This is a genomic window from Thermospira aquatica (genome assembly GCF_023525255.1).
Lineage (GTDB): Bacteria > Spirochaetota > Brevinematia > Brevinematales > Thermospiraceae > Thermospira > Thermospira aquatica.
The window spans coordinates 2354486-2371911 of record NZ_CP073355.1 but is presented as its reverse complement, the minus strand read 5'-3'; the positions used below and the strand labels follow the sequence as shown (position 1 = coordinate 2371911).

Annotated in this window: 14 protein-coding genes and 1 pseudogene; all 15 read left to right on the top strand. The window is 42.6% G+C overall.

The window, feature by feature from the left end:
• Positions 1-100: 100 nt before the first annotated feature.
• The 15 genes and pseudogenes from KDW03_RS11515 (at position 101) to KDW03_RS11445 (ending at position 17426) form a co-directional block, all read left to right on the top strand.
• Positions 101-1322 (top strand): annotated as a pseudogene (locus KDW03_RS11515) (integrase catalytic domain-containing protein).
• 1001 nt (positions 1323-2323) lie between these two features.
• A complete protein-coding gene (locus tag KDW03_RS11510; protein WP_271435222.1) occupies positions 2324-3124 on the top strand; it encodes an IS1595 family transposase in 801 nt (266 codons plus the stop codon).
• Positions 3125-3965: 841 nt separating this feature from the next.
• Complete coding sequence (locus KDW03_RS11505) at positions 3966-5153, top strand: pyridoxal-phosphate-dependent aminotransferase family protein (RefSeq protein ID WP_271435221.1); 1188 nt, start codon at positions 3966-3968, stop codon at positions 5151-5153.
• Positions 5154-5328: 175 nt separating this feature from the next.
• The gene (locus tag KDW03_RS11500; protein WP_271435220.1) at positions 5329-7053 is read left to right on the top strand and encodes a proline--tRNA ligase; all 1725 of its coding nucleotides are present in this window, start codon (positions 5329-5331) and stop codon (positions 7051-7053) included.
• Positions 7022-7831 carry a hypothetical protein gene (locus tag KDW03_RS11495; RefSeq protein ID WP_271435219.1) on the top strand — a complete coding sequence of 270 codons (810 nt, stop codon included), beginning with the start codon at positions 7022-7024 and terminating at the stop codon, positions 7829-7831. The genes KDW03_RS11500 and KDW03_RS11495 overlap by 32 nt, the downstream gene beginning before the upstream one ends.
• Positions 7828-8523 carry a hemolysin family protein gene (locus KDW03_RS11490; protein ID WP_271435218.1) on the top strand — a complete coding sequence of 232 codons (696 nt, stop codon included), beginning with the start codon at positions 7828-7830 and terminating at the stop codon, positions 8521-8523. The genes KDW03_RS11495 and KDW03_RS11490 overlap by 4 nt, the downstream gene beginning before the upstream one ends.
• On the top strand, positions 8520-9077 hold the full coding sequence (gene thpR / locus KDW03_RS11485) for an RNA 2',3'-cyclic phosphodiesterase (RefSeq protein ID WP_271435217.1): 558 nt from the start codon (positions 8520-8522) through the stop codon (positions 9075-9077). The genes KDW03_RS11490 and thpR overlap by 4 nt, the downstream gene beginning before the upstream one ends.
• A complete protein-coding gene (locus tag KDW03_RS11480) occupies positions 9070-9738 on the top strand; it encodes a hypothetical protein (RefSeq protein WP_271435216.1) in 669 nt (222 codons plus the stop codon). The genes thpR and KDW03_RS11480 overlap by 8 nt, the downstream gene beginning before the upstream one ends.
• Before the next feature lie 9 nt (positions 9739-9747).
• The gene (locus KDW03_RS11475; RefSeq protein WP_271435215.1) at positions 9748-10437 is read left to right on the top strand and encodes a hypothetical protein; all 690 of its coding nucleotides are present in this window, start codon (positions 9748-9750) and stop codon (positions 10435-10437) included.
• Positions 10434-11201, top strand: coding sequence for a 5'/3'-nucleotidase SurE (gene surE / locus KDW03_RS11470; protein ID WP_271435214.1), 768 nt, complete (start codon positions 10434-10436; stop codon positions 11199-11201). Before KDW03_RS11475 ends, surE begins: the two co-directional genes overlap by 4 nt.
• Positions 11202-11242: 41 nt before the next feature.
• A complete protein-coding gene (locus tag KDW03_RS11465; RefSeq protein WP_271435213.1) occupies positions 11243-11908 on the top strand; it encodes a HEAT repeat domain-containing protein in 666 nt (221 codons plus the stop codon).
• 172 nt (positions 11909-12080) lie between these two features.
• Positions 12081-12263: a ferredoxin gene (locus KDW03_RS11460; protein ID WP_271435212.1), complete on the top strand. Its 183-nt coding sequence runs from the start codon at positions 12081-12083 to the stop codon at positions 12261-12263.
• A gap of 75 nt (positions 12264-12338) precedes the next feature.
• Positions 12339-13889: a phosphoglycerate dehydrogenase gene (gene serA, locus KDW03_RS11455; protein ID WP_271435211.1), complete on the top strand. Its 1551-nt coding sequence runs from the start codon at positions 12339-12341 to the stop codon at positions 13887-13889.
• An 18-nt stretch (positions 13890-13907) separates the two neighbouring features.
• Complete coding sequence (locus KDW03_RS11450; protein ID WP_271435210.1) at positions 13908-14552, top strand: bifunctional 4-hydroxy-2-oxoglutarate aldolase/2-dehydro-3-deoxy-phosphogluconate aldolase; 645 nt, start codon at positions 13908-13910, stop codon at positions 14550-14552.
• A 15-nt stretch (positions 14553-14567) separates the two neighbouring features.
• Positions 14568-17426 (top strand): LPS-assembly protein LptD, encoded by a 2859-nt coding sequence (locus KDW03_RS11445; protein ID WP_271435209.1) that lies wholly within the window; start codon positions 14568-14570, stop codon positions 17424-17426.

The following is a 17426-nucleotide window of genomic DNA, read 5'->3' as shown; positions in this document are numbered from 1 at the left end:
AGTACTCGAAAAGGGAACGTTGCTTCAAAATAAAAAAGTACTTTAAATTTGTGTAAAATAATCCAGTTCAAAGAACTGGAGGTAAAAGGTGGAGTTAGCGATGTTTGAAAGGAGACCTATTTACAGGGAAACGGCAAAACAATATCAAAAAGCCAGCAAAAAGGAAAAAATGGAGATACTGGATTACTTTGTGAGGATAACAGGTTTAAAAAACCGAAACTATGCCGCCAGGCTCTTGAGGCAGCACGGAAAAACCATCTATGTAGGCAAGAAAAATTACCTTAAAGCCGACATAGCCAAGAAGGGCAAAAGACCTGGCAGAAAGAAAAAATTCGGCGAAGAGGAACTAAAACTTCTAAAAAAGGTCTGGGAAATTGAAAACTACATGTGTGGCAAACGTTTAAAGCCGATTCTCAATGAAGTTTTAGATAATCTCTTAGCAAACGGACATCTCCACGGTTCTCCACAGGCTATAGAAAACTTGCGCCATATAAGTGCTTCAAGTATTGACCGACTTTTGAAACATGAGCGTAAAAAGCTTGAGATAAAAGGACGAAAAGGCACAAAACCTGGAACGTTGTTAAAGCAACAAATAGCTATACGCACGTGGGCAGAGTGGGATGAAAATTGCCCTGGTTTTATGGAGATTGATCTGGTTGCCCATGAGGGAGGAAATAGCCGGGGAGATTTTGCTCAAACATTAAATATGGTGGATGTTTGGAGCGGTTGGACAGAACTTGTGGCAATCAAAAACAAAGCTTCAAAATGGGTAAGAGAAGCCATAGAAAAGTCCAAAGAAGACTTCCTTTGATTTACGGGGAATTGATTCTGATACCGGTGCTGAATTTATTAATCATCCTCTACGCGATTGGTGTGAGAAGCACCAGATAAAATTTACAAGGGGGAGAAGCTCCCGTTCCAATGATAACTGCTACGTTGAGCAGAAAAACTATTCCATAGTCCGCCAGAATGTTGGATACTTCCGCTACGATACCGAGGAAGAAGTCTACTACTTGAACCGACTCTATGCGTATCTCAGGCTTTATGCCAACTTTTTTCAACCGGTTATGAAAATGACAGAGAAAAAGAGAATCGGAAGCAAGGTGCAAAAGAAGCATGATGATATTAAAACTCCCTACCAACGGCTTTTAGAAAGCTCTTATGTAAGTGAGGCACAAAAGGAACGCCTAACAAGGCTTTATAAGGCTCTCGATTTGTTTCACCTAAGACAAAAATTACGGCTTGCCAGAAAACTTTTCAGCCTTCAAAAGAAAAAGAATGTAAAAAACAAAAATTTGGAGGAAACTGTATGGAATTTTTGAGTACTTTTTTTTATGAGGCAATGATTCGAATTTCGAGTACTTTTTTATTTGACGCAACGGGAAATATAAATGGAAGATAATATACGGTGTATTCTGTATGCAAAAAAGAGAGGGATGGTTGGCTGGATTGCACGTTGAAAGCCTTATTTGCTCTAGATAGTCTGATCAACTAAGCTTTGCTATACTTTAAATTTTTTGTCTTTTTTAGTAGTAGAAAGGGAAAAGGAGGAGTTGATGATAAATGGGATCTGGTCTTAAAAGAGCACACACCAAGGTTTTTTATGGTAAGAAGTGGTCTTTTTTTGAAGGGGAAAAACGGAGGGATAAAGTACGGGGCTTGCTCTTCCCTTGTTACAGTGGAAAGCAAAAGAAAGCTCACCAGCTTTTACCCTGTTGCAGTTAAAAACCACCAGTGTGATGGCTATTCCCTTATCGCAGTTAAAAAGACTGCCATGCTCTTTCTTGTTGCAATAAGAGTGAAAAAATAAAAGCTGTTACTTTATCACAGTAGGGAAAAAGCCTTTACTCTTCCCTTGTTGCAGTACAAAAAACGCTAGCTATTACCATTTTGCAGTAAATGTGTGGGACCTGAAGGCTGTTTCCTTGTTGCAGGAAAAAACTCTTGCCGTTACCTTGTCACAGTGGGAAAAATTCCAGCTATTCCTTTTTCACAGTGATAAACCTCGCAATAACACTGCAAAAAGGTAAGAGCTTACGTCGAAAATTCCAGGTTAAACGTTTAACCTTTATATCCCCTCTCACGCTCTCACGTGCTTTGAGATTTGCTCTTACCATGTTGTAGTAAAGAAAAAACTTTCTCTTACCCGACCTTAGGAAATCTCTTGTCCCACACACTGCAACAAGGTAAGAGCATTTTTCTCACACCCCCAAAATCTCCCCATCGATCTTACTTTTAAAATATATAAAACATCTTTTTTAACAACTATAACAAAAAATTTTCGATATATATAGTATGAAAAAATTTCTCTAAGGAGAAAACCATGGAAAAGGATTTTTTCACACTCTCAGAAAACGGGGCCTACCAGATCCTCGAAAAAGCCCTCTGGCCAGAGGGACCTATTTGCCCAAGGTGTAAAGAAAAAGCGCATCTTCTCTCGTGCCGGCTCGTGTATCAGTGCCCCAAGTGTGGCAGACAATTTTCCTTAAAAAGCCAGTCCATCATGCGAAAAAGTCACCTTTCGCCAAAAATCTGGCTTTCTGCCATGTTTCTTGTCTGCCAGGATGGTGGCATAAACGCGGTGAGGCTTTCACAACTTCTTCATATTAGCTACAAGGCAAGCTGGCTTCTTCTTCAGAAGCTACGAAGCCTCATGCGGCTTACCACTCGCCATCACACCAAATCCCTTCGAAAGCTTGTAAAAACCTTTTTCTTTCTTTCTGGCATCAAACGCCGCCAGAGAAAAAACTTTTCTCCCATGCAGGTTGTCGAAATTGATGCGGATGATACCCCTTCTAAACTTCATATTCACCTTGTGGATGATGTGAATAGTGATTGGCTTTCAGACTTTTTTGGCAAGTTTTTCCGCCACACGCCCGTAGAAAAAAGAATGCCGTGGCTTTCCCATATTAACGATGGGTTGAAAAACCTTCTTGAAGACGTCTATCACTATGGTTGTCGAAAGCACATGCAGCGCTATCTTGATGAGTTTTGTTTTCGGTTTAATATAGAAGATGCTGCCACAAGGCTTGAAGAGCTTTTAAGAAGGCTTGGCAAACGTCGCCAGCTTCTCCCGTGGAAAAAGCTGGTGGCTGAGCCGCTTATTCTTCCCATCTGGGCGTAGGTTTTCGTTTTTTCTTTCTCAACACATTTCCTGCGTCTGTCAAATAGAAAACTAAAAGTTTTTGTTTCATTTTGTTTTTTTGGAAAACTTTTCGTTGTCCTCTACGAAAAAGGCAAAAAAGCGTTTTTTCTTACAAAAAAGAAGTGGAAAAAGGGATAAAAACCCCATGCTCTTCCCTTGTTGCAGTGAAAAAGCCGTTCACAAGCACCATAAAAACTGAAACAGGCTAAGAGCAAAGTCTCTAATACCATCTTTCAACGATACTTTTGGAGAAAAAAGAAAACTCCAAAATCCCCGCTCTTTCCTTATCACAGTCATTTTATTGATAGACCCTTACTGAAACAGGATAAGAGCAAGCCCTTTGGTACTGCGACAGGGTAAGAGCAGTTCTCTCCCACTGCAACAAGGTAATAGCTACACCGTCTACTGAAACAAAGTAAGAGCAAATGCCCGATCCCTTTTTCCACATTTTCTTCTTCTCAACTAGTTTTAGAAAAAAAACAAAGTAAAAAGTATTACCTTATTCCATCCCTTGTTTTTACCACAACCACACTGTGAAAAGGTAATAGCTCTCATACCATCCAACCCACTTCATAACCAATACAATTCTCTCTTCCTATGTTATCCCCTTTATCTAAAATTAGATTTCCCTAAAGACATCATTAAAGAAAAATATAAGCAAACAGTGAGCTACGTAGCTAGTTTCTGTAAAAATTTTCACATTATCGTTTGTAATGTTTCTTTTTATAAAAACAAAATATTAAATATTTGCGAAAAAATCTTTTTTGCTACACACTATATCTCCCTTTTTGAAGGGCAAAGAATGACAAGGAGGAAAACTATGATGAAGCGTTTTCTGTGTGCGCCTGGGCCGACGGCTGTTCCCAGTGAAGTGCTGGTAGAAATGGCGCGACCACTCATGCACCACAGGACCCCTCAGTTCTCTGAAGTTGTAGCAGAGAACGCAGAAATGCTGAAGAAGGTATTCAAGACATCGTCTCCGGTATTGACGTTGACGGCATCGGGGACGGGGGGTATGGAGGCATCGATTACGAATTTTATGTCACCTGGGGATACCATCATAGTGCTCTCTGCGGGGAAGTTTGGGGAGAGGTTTGCCGAGATAGGGCGAGCGTATGGTCTGAATGTTGTAGAACTGAAGGCAGAGTATGGGAAAGACATTAAAGCGGAAGAGGTGAGGGAAGCGCTGAAGAAGTATCCTGAGGCGAAAGGGGTGTATACGGAGTACAGTGAAACTTCGACGGCGGTTGCTTTTGATGTGAAGGGTATAGCGAGTGTGGTGAGGGAGACGTCTGCCATCATGGTGGTGGATGGGATTACGGCGATTGGTGCGATGGAGTTTGAGATGGACGAGTGGGGTGTAGATGTAGCGATTGCTGGTGCGCAGAAGTCGTTTATGATACCGCCGGGTTTAGCGTTTGTTGCGTACTCTTCGAAGGCTGAGAAGCTGATGAAGGAGGCGAAGCTCCCACGTTTTTACTTTGATTTAGCCAAAGAGAGGAAAAATCTTGAGAAGAAGACCACAGCGTGGACGCCTGCCATTAGTCTTTTTATGGGGCTTAATGTAGCGCTGAAGATGATGCTTGAGGAAGGCATGGAGAATGTGATCAAGCGGCATTATCTTGTAGCGGAGACGTTTCGTCAGGCTGTACAGGCGATAGGGCTTCAATTGTTTGCGGATGTACCGAATGTACGTCCTTCGGATTCGGTGACAGCGATTCGAGTACCTGAGGGTGTGGATGGTGCAAAGATTCCGGCGTATATGAGGGACAAGTATGGTGTGACGATTGCTGGAGGCCAGGGTTCGATGAAAGGGAAGATCTTTCGCCTTGGGCATCTTGGGTATGTGGATAAGTCGGATATTGTGGTTGAGCTTCAGGCGATGGAATTAGCGTTGAAAGAGCTCGGGTATACGTTTGAGCTTGGCAAGTCTGTGGCAGCTGCGCAGGAGTATATTCTCAAAAACTTTCCTGTGCCAAATGTAGCTGTCTCTGAGGCAGGAGACTGATATCGAAACCAAAAACCCTCCCGTTAAGGGAGGGTTTTTTCTGAAAAACAAAAAATTCTTTTTATGTTGAGAAGGCTTGATGGTTATAAAACCTCGTTTTTATATTTTTTAGCTCTTTTTTGTTTTTTTATTCAATTTATGGTATAATACATTGCATATTTTTATGGAGGATGGTATGAGACGAAGCCAGATGCTTTTACCGACACTTCGTGAGGATCCCAAGGATGCCGAGATCGCATCGCATATTCTTATGATGCGAGCAGGTATTATCCGCAAGCTTGACGCGGGTCTTTATACTTTTTTGCCCCTTGGACACAGGGTACTTCTTAAGGTGATCAATATCATTCGTGAGGAGATGAATAGAGCAGGAGCCCAGGAACTCTTGCCACCAATCCTTATTCCTGCTTCTCTCTGGAGGGAATCAGGGAGATACGACATCATGGGCAAGGAGATGATGCGGCTCCAGGATCGTCATGAGAATGACATGGTTCTTGGCCCTACTCATGAAGAAGTTTTTACTCATATTGTACGGGAGAATGTACAGTCGTATAGGGATCTTCCCCTTAATCTCTATCAAATCAACACCAAATTTCGTGATGAGATTCGCCCTCGTTATGGGGTAATGCGATGTCGAGAATTTATCATGAAAGATGCTTATTCATTTGATATTGACGAGGCCGGTCTTGAAAAAAACTATCAGGCTATGCGAGAGGCTTACCGTCGTATTTTTGCACGATGTGGGTTAGAGGTAGTGCCGGTTCAGGCAGATACGGGCAATATGGGAGGTTCCAATTCAGAAGAATTTATGGTGCCTTCTTCCGTGGGAGAAGAAACAATTATCCACTGTCGTTCATGCGGCTATGTAGCCAATGTTGAACGAGCGGAGTCGAAACGGGAGTTTTCATCCTCATCAAAATCTATGCTTCCTCTTGAGGAAATAGCTACTCCTAACGTGCGCACAATAGAGGAACTGGTGGCGTTTCTCAAGGTTTCGGTCGATCGTTTTATCAAAAGTCTTGTCTACAAGACTGACAAGGGATTTGTTCTCGTTCTTATTCGTGGAGATTTTATGGTCAATGAAACAAAACTCAAGCATGTTCTCGAGTGTGTGGAGCTTGAACAGGCGTCGGAGGAAGAAGTCTTACAGATAACTGGAGCACCCATTGGCTTTGTATCGCCGGTAAACCTCAAGCAAAAAATAAAAATTGTTGCTGACGAGTCTATTCCTTTTATGCGCAATGCTATTTCTGGAGCAAACAAAAAAGACTATCACCTCAAAAATATCAATCCTGAGCGCGATTTTGTCTGGGATGTGGTGGCAGACATTCACGAAGTAGTGGAGGGAGAAAAGTGTCCAACCTGTGGTGAAGTCCTCCGTAGTTACAAAGGGATTGAAGTTGGACATATCTTTAAGCTTGGGTATAAATATACTGAGGCGATGAATGTTCGGGTTCTGGATAAAAATGGTCAAAGTATTACTCCCATCATGGGGTGTTATGGGATTGGTGTGGGAAGAACGATCGCGAGTGTGATCGAACAAAATCATGATGAAAATGGCATCATCTGGCCTATGAGTATTGCACCTTTTCACGGGATTATTGTACCGGTGAATATGTCCGATAGCAGAACAGTCGAAGCAGCAGAAAAACTTTACCAGCAACTTTCCAGAAGGTTTGAGATTCTCCTTGATGATAGAGATGAACGTCCTGGAGTAAAGTTCAAGGATGCAGATCTTATTGGTATTCCCATTCGTATTACCATTGGTAAATCTTTTGCTGAAGAGCAAAAGGTAGAATTAAAGTTGCGGCGTTTAGAAGAAAAACACCTCGTGCCTCTTGAAGAGGTAGAGAAAGTTTTTGAGGAGTGGTATGAGAAGGAAATGGCTCCTTACCTGTTGTAGTCTTTTGGTACTGCTTTTTGCGTCTTGTGGGCGACTTATTCGTCCTGTTGAGCCTTTTGTTTATCAGTTTGAAGTTGGGAAAACCTATCGCTATCATCTGAGTATGGAGAGTCAACTTTCTCTTGAGGCTGGGCTTGTCGGATATCAGGGGACGGTAAAACTCACCGCATCTCTGTATATGACACCTCTAGCATTTTCCAATGGGCAGTATCTTTTTCAGCTTCTTATCAGAGATGTTTCTCTTGAAAATGCAGACAAAAACCTCTCCGGAGCGGTGTACAGTTATCTGAATTATCTCAGTACCGTTTTTTATGAATGGTATATGACACCAGAGGGACGGGTGACGGTGTATTATCGAGATCTTCCCATTTATCCCCTCCAGTGGTTGGCAGGGATGGTTCTGGTAGATGTTTCCCATTGGGACGAGATAACAGGCAGGGGAGAGGAGAAAACAACAAACTTCCAGGCAATGTTTCAGAATCAGGAGATTACGGTAGAAACTTCGCTTTTCCAGCGGCTTGTAGCGATAAACTCAGAGAGTTATACTTTAGAGCAACGCTATACCTACAATGCCTACAAGCAAAAAGCTTTTCCTATGGCAAATATTGATTTCCAGATGGAGACAATCTTAAACAGGAAAACAAAAAGAATTGCTACCAAGACGGGGTATTTTCAATTCCAGGGGAGTGTTCCGTTTTTGCAACAGGGCTTTTTAAGCCTTTCAGCTCGTTTTCAGGGTATGGGAAAGTTTATTTTAGAGGAGGAGCCACTCCAATGACCAGGGAGGTGCTGAATCGGGAGATTCACCGATTTCTTGATCATTTGACGGTGTCTTTTATTATGATTCCCCGTTCTGAGGTGGTTCTCCTGGATATAGGGATGTCTCTTTCGGAGATAATACAAACGATCCAGAGAGAGGGATATTCGCGCTATCCGGTGTATGAAAATCACGTCGATAATGTGGTAGGTGTACTGTATGCGAAAGATCTTCTTTCTTCCATGTTGTCTGGTGATGTTTCTCTCAAAAAAATCTTAAGAAAACCCCTCTTTGTATCCGAAAATAAAAAGGTATCCCAGCTTCTTGCAGAGTTTCGCCAGACGCATATCCATCTGGGGATTGTTGTGGATGAGTTTGGAACAATGGTAGGAATTGTTTCCCTGGAGGATATCCTGGAGGAGCTTGTTGGTGAGATCGAGGATGAGTTTGACCAGCGCGCAGAAGAAAAGGAGTATGAGATTTTGCCCGATGAGAGCGTAGTACTTTCTCCCAAGATGGCTATTAGCAAGTTTAATGAGATATTCAAACAAAAAATTCCTGAGGATGAATTTGAAACCATCGGGGGATTTCTCATGGGAGAGAAGGGATATGTCCCCTCAGTTGGTGAGAAGCTGGAGTACAATGGTCTTGTATTCACTGTGCTGGATGTAAAAGGGAGTCGGATACAAAAAATAGGGATGAAGAAGAAATGAGGGTATTTATTGCCTTGGACATCTCTGAGGAATTGCGCCAGATGATTGCTGAAGAAGTCAAAGGATGGAAACGGCGTTTACCTGAGCTTAGCTGGACTACTCCTGAGCAATGGCATCTGACACTGGCTTTTCTGGGTGAAGTGGCTCCTCCCCGTGTAGAACGTATTCGTACGGAACTGGAAAAGTTTTCTCATGAGCGTTTTTCTCTTGCAATTGGAGAGACAGGGGTTTTCCCTTCCTGGGAGTCTCCGAGAGTGTTTTGGGCTGGAGTGAATTGTCCAGAGACGCTTCAAAATTTTTATGATACACTATGGGGAATGTTGGAGAAAGAAGGGTTTCCAAGAGAGGAAAGGGATTTTCATCCCCATCTCACACTTGCTCGTATAAAACATTCTCTCACCACCAAAGAAAAAGAAACACTTCGATCTTTTTCATTGAGAACGTTAGAGGAATCCGTTGCTACCTTTTCTTTTTACCGTAGTGAACTTCATCCAGCAGGGGCAAGATACACAAAACTGGCGACTTATCCTTTCAAGGGGAAAGAGAATGGATAGAGAGTTTCAGGCCACCGTTCAACATCTTATAGAGAATCAGCAACCGTTTACGCTGAAGTTTTATGTGATTAATGAAGACATAGAAAGCAAAGTAGCGACAGCAATTCAGACCATATTTCATTTTTACAATCGCCAGGAGTATTCGGATGTTATCTATACCTGTGTAAAGGAACTCATGATCAATGCGACGAAAGCAAACCTCAAACGGGTGCTTTTTGAGATGAATCATCTGGACATTACAAACGAAAATCACTATCTGGAGGGCATGCTCGCGTTTCGTAACCTTCTGGCAGAGAGAAGTTATCAAACATTTCTTCCCCATCTGAAAGAAAAAAATTATTGGGTAACTATCCGTTTTACCCATTCTCCTGATGGGGTGAAGGTAGAGGTAATCAATAATGCGAGTATGGCTTCGATTGAAAACAAGCGATTGCGAGAAAAACTGAAAAAAGCCATGCAGTATGAGAGTCTTGCTGAGTTTTACCTGGAACAGGGAGACGAGATGGAAGGAGCCGGTATGGGTATAGCGCTGATAGTGATGCTTCTCAAGGGACTTGGCCTTGATCCAGCGCTTTTTCGTATCGGAACGACCCTGGATGATCAGACCTTTGCCAGGATAGAGGTGCCGTTTTCTCTTCAGTATAGACATGCCCGAGAATAGGGGGAAGATATGGAAATGGAACTTTTTTCCCATACGATAGCCGAAATTGTGGAACAGAAACAACCCTTTAAACTGCGGTTTTACGTTCTTAATGAGGATGTGGAGCATCGGGTTGAAGAGGCAATTAATTATGTGTTTTCTTACTATGGCCATGGAGAGATGGTGGGTGTGATCTATACGTGTGTTAAGGAACTCATGATCAATGGAACAAAGGCAAATCTTAAGCGAGTCCTTTTTGAAGAGAATAATCTTGATATAAACAATGAAGAAGCGTATATTCAGGGTATGATATCGTTCCGTAATTACCTTAACGAGGCTTCTTATGCGGATCATCTTCCGGCACTGAGGAGCAAGGGGTATTGGGTAGAGATTCGTTTTGAATATAGCGAGGATGGGGTAAGGATTGAGATCTTTAACCATGCGCAAATGACAGATTTAGAGAATAAGAGATTGCGAGAGAAACTAAAAAAAGCGATGCAATATGAAGATATTGCTTCTTATTATATTGAACAGGGGGATGAGCTTGAGGGGGCAGGGATGGGTATAGCCCTGATAGTGATGCTTCTCAAAGGGATAGAAGTGGATCCTGCCTATTTTCGTATAGGGAATACCACGCAAAATACGACGGTTGCTCGTCTTGAGATTCCCTTTACAGAGAATTTCCATAGTCTTCGAGACCGGAAAGGGGTCCAGGGATGAGGCTACTTCTTACCAATGATGATGGTTATAGTGCTGAAGGCATTCAAGTACTTTCCCGCGTTTTGGGAGAAGAACACGAGGTTTATATTACAGCACCTCTCTCTCAGCAGAGCGGTACGAGTCATGCAATGAGCCTTTTTCGTCCGATGGAGTTTCGCCAGGTTGGGGAACGAGCGTACGCACTTGCCGGGACGCCTGCGGATTGTGTGAAGGTGGCACTTCTTCATTTTTTTCAGGATGTCAAGTTTGATATGGTGGTATCGGGTATCAATCATGGACCAAACATGGGAGAGGATATCTTTTATTCGGGGACAGTGGCAGGTGCACGAGAAGGAACGCTCAATGGTTTACCTTCTGTTGCCCTTTCTCTCAATGAATGGGAACATCCTCTGTATTTTGAGCAGGCCGCTCGTTTTTTTCTAGGTATTCTTCGTTGTTTTGATGAGGATGTGTTACAACCGGGTTTACTCCTCAATATTAACTTTCCGCACCAGACGGTATATCGAGGTATAAAAATTACCCACCTCGGCAAAAGAGTGTACCGGGATACGGTAAGTGTGTTTTCACAAGACGGGAAAAACTGTGTCACTATAGAGGGCGAATGGCCAAAGTTTGTTCCAGAGGAAGGGACGGACATGAGTGTGGTTGAAGCAGGTTTTGTTTCATTGACACCACTTGCTATTGAGAGGCAGGACAAAAGGTTTTTGGTTCATATCGAAAAAATCTTGAAAAAATATGAAAAAAGAACTTGCTTTTCTTTATAAACATGCTATAATAAAGAGCACTTTTTCGCAAGGAGTAGGGGATGGCATTGTCTCTGGAAGATCAGTTGCTCTATGCTGAGAGTTTGGATGCAAGACGTGATGCAGCTATTACCCTCAGTAAAAATCCAACAGAAGAGATGGTGCCAGTTTTTTTGCGGGCACTTTCTGATAGCGAAGATGTTTCTATATTTGCCATGTATGCATTGGTTAAGATAGGGGTTCAGGCTGTTCCTAAGATTCTTGAGGCGCTTCAAACAACCACCCATACAGTGACGCGTGCGAGTTGTGTTGAAATTTTGGGGGAGATTCATGATCCCAGAGCGTTGCCGATTTTGCTGGAAATCGCCGAACATGATTCTAATACTTGGGTACAGTCTGTGGCTATTCAGGCTTTAGCAGCGTATAGAGATGAGAATGTGGATACGCTTTTTGAAAAGCTTTTGACTCATAGGGACTCATGGATTGTAACTTTGGCTGCTGTTTATCTTTATAAACGTCACTATAAAAAACAAGATCTCTTTCGTTTTCTTTTGGAGAGGTTTATTCAGCCTGATGAGAACAAGCGAGGTGTGATGGCTTGGGGACTTATCGAGATTGGTGGACAAAAAGATGTAACAACGTTGAAGCATATGATTCAGCAAGCGCAGGATCCCCTTCTTCAAAAGATGCTTGTGGAAATTCAGAAGCAGATTGCGTGGAAAAAGTAGAGGTTTGCGAGATACCTGCGGTTGTCTTACCATGATAAAGAATTTATGGATATATATTTTTTTTAAATACCAGAATTTTTGTTTCGGTTGGTAATAATATTCATCTTTCTTGAAAAAAACTGGTCTTTGTGTTACAATAAAACTCCTTGAATTTTATATAAGGGAGGAACCTATGGCAGTAAAGATTGACCAGGGCACCTGTATTGGCTGTGGTGTGTGTGAGAGTATTTATGCGGATCTTTTTGAAATGCGTAGCGATGGAAAGGCTCACGTCAAGGAAGGTGTTGACTACGACGCTGCTCTTGCTCAGGATGCGGCAAATCAGTGTCCTGTAGGAGCCATATCCGTCGAGTAAAAGGTTTCTTCTTTTCTTCAAGTATTCTTGTGTCTATGGTAGTGGAATTTTTTTGACAAAAAATAAGGAGTATGTATGTTTCGTATTCTCGTCACTGATAAACTGGACGCTGAAGGGGTAGAGATCCTCAAGCGTTACAAAGAGTTTGATGTTGTAGAAAAGGAGACTCTCAAGGGAGATGCCCTTATCCAGGAGCTCAGGGGTTACGATGCAATTATTGTGCGCAGTGAAACCAAGCTTACCAAAGAGGTTTTAGAGGCTTCTGAAGGTCTCAAGATTATTGCTCGTGCAGGAGTGGGGGTAGACAATATTGATGTCCCTACGGCGACCAAAAAGGGTATTGTGGTGGTGAATGCCCCCTCCGGTAATACTATCTCTACAGCCGAATATACCTTTGCTATGATGATTGCTCTCGCAAGAAAGATTCCCTTTGCTCACGCTTCCATGCAACAAAAGGTATGGGATCGTAAGAGCTTTAAAGGTGTAGAGCTTTTAAATAAAACGCTGGGAGTTATCGGGCTTGGTCGTATTGGTACCGAGGTTGCAAAACGGGCACAGGCATTTGGTATGAAAATTCTGGGATATGATCCCTATCTCTCTGAGGAGATGGCCACAAAACTTGGTATTGAGTTGGCTTCTCTTGAAAGAATTTATAAAGAGTCTGATTTTATTACCGTTCATACCCCTCTTACCGATGCCACAAGAGGTCTTATTGGCAAGAAAGAAATCGAGATGATGAAGAAATCTGTTCGTATTATTAACTGTGCTCGAGGTGGTATCATTGATGAAGCTGCCTTGGCAGAGGCTTTGAAATCCGGGCGTATTGCGGGGGCAGCTGTGGATGTGTACTCTAAGGAACCCCCTTTTGATTCGGCAAATCCCTTGCTGGATGCTCCAAATTGTATTTTGGCTCCTCACCTGGGCGCTTCTACAGCAGAGGCTCAGTACAATGTGGCTATTGAAAGTGCTGAGGCAGTGGCGAACTTTTTACTTCATGGTATGATCGTCAATTCGGTCAATATGCCTTCGGTAAGTAAAGAGGAGTTTAACAGATTGAAGGCTTTTGTTCAACTGGCAGAACGTCTTGGATCTGTGGCAGCACAGATTCTCGGCAACTCCGTCTCAATCTGTCTGTTGACACGATCCTTTTTGAAGGGTCTTTTTATGCCTTTTCTTGGGGATACCGTGAATTATGTAAACTCTCTTCCAACTGCTCAGGCTCGAGGTGTGAAGCTTGAAGAAACGATCGATGACACTCCCTGTGAATATACCAATCTTCTCAAGATTATTGTAAAGAGTGACAAAGAACAATTGGAACTCTGGGGAACAGTGTATGCTCAAGTGCATGGGAAGATGGTCAACTTTAACAACTATTTCTTTGAGGCTACACCATCGGGGAACATGCTATTGATTGCCAATGATGATGTTCCAGGGGTTGTGGGACGTGTTGGGACCATTTTAGGAGAGAAAAATATCAACATTGCGAGTATGCATGTTGGGCGGAAGAAAGAAACGAGAAAAGCCTTGATTTTGGTGGCGATTGATCAAAAACCAGAGGCCAATGTGATTGAACAGCTTGCCAAAGTTCCAGGTGTGAATAAAGTGAAGTTTTTGTATGTAGAATAGCAGAGAAAGGAGGTGGCTATGGCAAATGCAAAGGATGTTGTTAGTCTTTTAAAAAATGAGCGTATCTTACCAATTGTACGTGGTATAGAAGCGGAATATGCCCTCGATCTTGCCAGAGCCACCTTTAACTCTGGGTGCAAGATCATGGAATTTACGCTCTCTATTCCAGGGATTTTGCGGCAGGTTGCCAGGGTTAAAGAAACTTTTCCTGATATGTATATTGGTGTAGGGACGGTACTCACCAAGGAACAAGCAAAGGAAGTAGTAAAGTTAGGGGTTGACTTTGTGGTGAGTCCTATTTTGAATCGTGAGATTGCCGATGAAGTAAAAAAGGCCAATAAGATGTTGGTTCTTGCAGGATTAACACCAACAGAGCTTTATGAGGCGTACCGGTTAGGATCGGATGTTGTGAAGCTTTTTCCGGCACGGGAGATGAATCCTTCGTATGTGCGAGAGCTCCGGGGACCTCTTCCTGAACTTGAGATTCTGGCCACGGGAGGGTTATCCCTTATCATGGCTATAGAGTATATTGCGGCAGGAGCAGTAGCCGTGGGTCTGGGAAGTACCCTCTACAAAAAGGAACTGATTGTCCAGAAGAAGTTTGATCAAATCACGGAAATTATCGAAAATGCGTATACACGAATCAAGATGGTGAAACTCTAAAAATAGGATGGTGAAGTGAATCGTATTTTGGTGTTGGGTGTCTTTTGGTTGGTGATCCTGGGTAATATGTATGGACAGAGAGAGCAAGGGCAGCCTCTTCCCAATACCAATCAAACACCAAAAACGACGTCAGATGTTCCCGGTGTCCGTTTTGAGGGTGGGAGATCGCTTGTTTTTGAGAGTTTTGACCGTGTTTCAGTGAAAAACTACGAAAAGGTTTCCATTCAAGAAGTGATGTTCTCGGGAAATGTTCATATCATCTTTGATGGGAAAAAGCTCAAGGCTCAGCGTGTGTATGTCACTATTCAGAGCAACAAAAATGTTCTTCATATTGCAGCTTTTGATGAGGTGGAATTTCGAGATGAGAATGCCATTTATCTTGCTCAGAGCTTTTTCTATGAACCAGAAAAAAAGACAGGACGCATGCGTCAGGTGAGATCTTACCTCAAGGATACGACAGGAACAACCACTTCTCCAGGACTATTCTACCGTGCGGAAGAGGTGGAGATTCTCTCAGAAAAAAGAGCTATCTTTAGACAAGCTCACCTTACTTTTACCCCAGCGGACATTCCTCATTATGAACTCTATGCTGATACGGTGTGGTATTTTCGGGATGAGGTGATTTTTGCGCTTCACACAAGCTATATGGTGGGACAACAGAGACTCTTTTATTTTCCCTTTTTCTTACGTCTGGAAAAGATGACAGGAATCAAAACAGTAGCAGGGATTGAAAAAAGGATAGGCTGGTATGTGATGAATACATGGGATTGGTCTTTTGCCTTTGGAACCATGCAATTCGGATTAGATTTTTACGAACGCCTGGGAGAGTATGGTTTTGTTCGTTATGCAAATAAGAATGGTGTGGGCCCTTTTCAGACCCTGAGATTTTTTGGTGAGACGGCAGACGATGTGAGGCTTTTTTATGATCCGGTGAATGATCGCTACAGTCAGTGGATCCTCATCAACAATGAGTGGACAACAATCAGGCAATGGGGATGGCACTATATGCTGGAGGGAGCTGTCCAGAGGGAGAATTTTACTTTGACTTTTTATACGGAAGACCTCAATGATCCTTTTTTTAGCAAAAAGTACGCTCAGCGACGGGAAACCTTTACCATCCAGAATATTCTTCAACCGGAGGAGAACAAGTTCTTTTCTCAAAGTGACAATTCTGCAGGCTATTCCTCTCTCAATCGCCGTTTTGCCATCACGTCTCCGCAGTTTTCTGTGAATGGTCAATGGACGTATCAGCGGATGCGAAATCCAGAGGTTTCTAATATTTACCTAAACGATGCCTACACCTATTATCTCTATCAAATTTCTTTTCCCAATATGACTTATACTTTGCCAACGATTCCTCTGATTGATGGATTTGTTGTAAGCACGTCCATGGTTGAAACCAATAGGCAGCATGTTGGGAGAGTTTCTGTGTCTGCGTCTTCTAACGGCGATCTTTCTCTTACTCTCTCGTCACAGGATAGCTCTTTTTTGCCGGTAACGAATAGCGAAACTTTCTCTTTAGAGACAAACGAGGGAGAGACCAATCGTGTCAGTTTCTCTTCCATCTTAGTTAAAACCAACACTTTTGAATGGTTGAGTGTTTCATCAAGTGTGAATGGAAATCTTTCTTACGCTTCTTCTGAGACCCTGGAAACGAATGGCATGCCGATTTCTGATTCGTATCATCATCAGGAAAATGCTTCTCTTTCGTTTAATACCAGGCTTTTGAATAGGGTTATTTCGTGGGATCACATGTTGAGTGTGATGAATAGAAAACGCTGGTCAAGTTTTGAGATAAATTATTCTAATAATGTATTGTATTCCGGGGCACAGGTGGACTATACGATGAGGACTTCTGCTGGAACTACTCCTGGTTTGGGCAAACACCCCTTCTGGAGGGTTCAGTTTCCTTTGCGGTTGTCGCATACTTTTCAGTATCAGCTCTTCCGTAGCATTTACCAGCTTGCTCCCCGGGAATACTCACACGCGGTGAGTGTCTCAGCTGGAGCTAATTGGCTCTCAAATATTATGGTGTATAGTTTATCCTACAGCTATCAGACGACTTATCGTATCACCAATGGAATTGAGGATGACTATATCAACAATCAGATCAGGGAGACGATGAATCTTTCTACAAGCCTCGGGTTATGGTGGTTTTCTTTCTCAACAGGGATAACCATGGATACACTTAACCGAAAAACTTCTCGTATGGATTGGCATTATCCTGCCTTAACGAACCGTATTGTGGGGAGTGTTGTTTTAGAAAATGCTTTTACACCGGTTACTCCGTGGACGTATATTCCTCAGATCAGGTATCGTTATGATCTTCTCAGACAAACCAATCTCTCTCTTTCTCTATCTTCTTTTGCAACACTTTCCACGTGGTATCTTCCATTTCTCTACAAAGTCGATACCTTTGCCTACAAAGCGGATCTTTTTATCGACTACCTCAGTCCTCGTTCGAGTTTCTTTTCGTTGAATTTGGGTATAGTTCTCTGGCCCCAGAAGTACTGGAAGGTTGATTTTACTACCCAGATCATCAACAGAAAATTGTATCGTTATGATTATGAAGCCTGTGGAAAGTTTAATGAACCCTATGTGGATTTCTGGCAAAACCTTCGAGATGGATTAAGTATTTTTGATTATCAGGCTCTTAAACGAAGTTTTTTTCAATTACAGGCTTTGAACTTTGCCATTACGCACTATATCAATGAATGGGAAATGCGAGTAGGGTTTACTCTTCAGCGACAACTGGATACGCTCCGTCGTATTGCTTATTGGGAACCCCAGATTCGTGTGGAGTTTATGCTCTCAGGAACAAGAGATCAATTTCCGCCTTACACGAAGCGGTTTATACCCGAAGAATTGCAGTGA

Excerpts from the sequence above, each read along its gene's own strand:
- KDW03_RS11510 (WP_271435222.1), top strand. The coding sequence starts at position 2,324 with ATGGAAAAGGATTTTTTCACACTCTCAGAAAACGGGGCCTACCAGATC.
- KDW03_RS11505 (WP_271435221.1), top strand. The coding sequence starts at position 3,966 with ATGATGAAGCGTTTTCTGTGTGCGCCTGGGCCGACGGCTGTTCCCAGT.
- KDW03_RS11500 (WP_271435220.1), top strand. The coding sequence starts at position 5,329 with ATGAGACGAAGCCAGATGCTTTTACCGACACTTCGTGAGGATCCCAAG.
- KDW03_RS11495 (WP_271435219.1), top strand. The coding sequence starts at position 7,022 with ATGAGAAGGAAATGGCTCCTTACCTGTTGTAGTCTTTTGGTACTGCTT.
- KDW03_RS11490 (WP_271435218.1), top strand. The coding sequence starts at position 7,828 with ATGACCAGGGAGGTGCTGAATCGGGAGATTCACCGATTTCTTGATCAT.
- thpR (WP_271435217.1), top strand. The coding sequence starts at position 8,520 with ATGAGGGTATTTATTGCCTTGGACATCTCTGAGGAATTGCGCCAGATG.
- KDW03_RS11480 (WP_271435216.1), top strand. The coding sequence starts at position 9,070 with ATGGATAGAGAGTTTCAGGCCACCGTTCAACATCTTATAGAGAATCAG.
- KDW03_RS11475 (WP_271435215.1), top strand. The coding sequence starts at position 9,748 with ATGGAAATGGAACTTTTTTCCCATACGATAGCCGAAATTGTGGAACAG.
- surE (WP_271435214.1), top strand. The coding sequence starts at position 10,434 with ATGAGGCTACTTCTTACCAATGATGATGGTTATAGTGCTGAAGGCATT.
- KDW03_RS11465 (WP_271435213.1), top strand. The coding sequence starts at position 11,243 with ATGGCATTGTCTCTGGAAGATCAGTTGCTCTATGCTGAGAGTTTGGAT.
- KDW03_RS11460 (WP_271435212.1), top strand. The coding sequence starts at position 12,081 with ATGGCAGTAAAGATTGACCAGGGCACCTGTATTGGCTGTGGTGTGTGT.
- serA (WP_271435211.1), top strand. The coding sequence starts at position 12,339 with ATGTTTCGTATTCTCGTCACTGATAAACTGGACGCTGAAGGGGTAGAG.
- KDW03_RS11450 (WP_271435210.1), top strand. The coding sequence starts at position 13,908 with ATGGCAAATGCAAAGGATGTTGTTAGTCTTTTAAAAAATGAGCGTATC.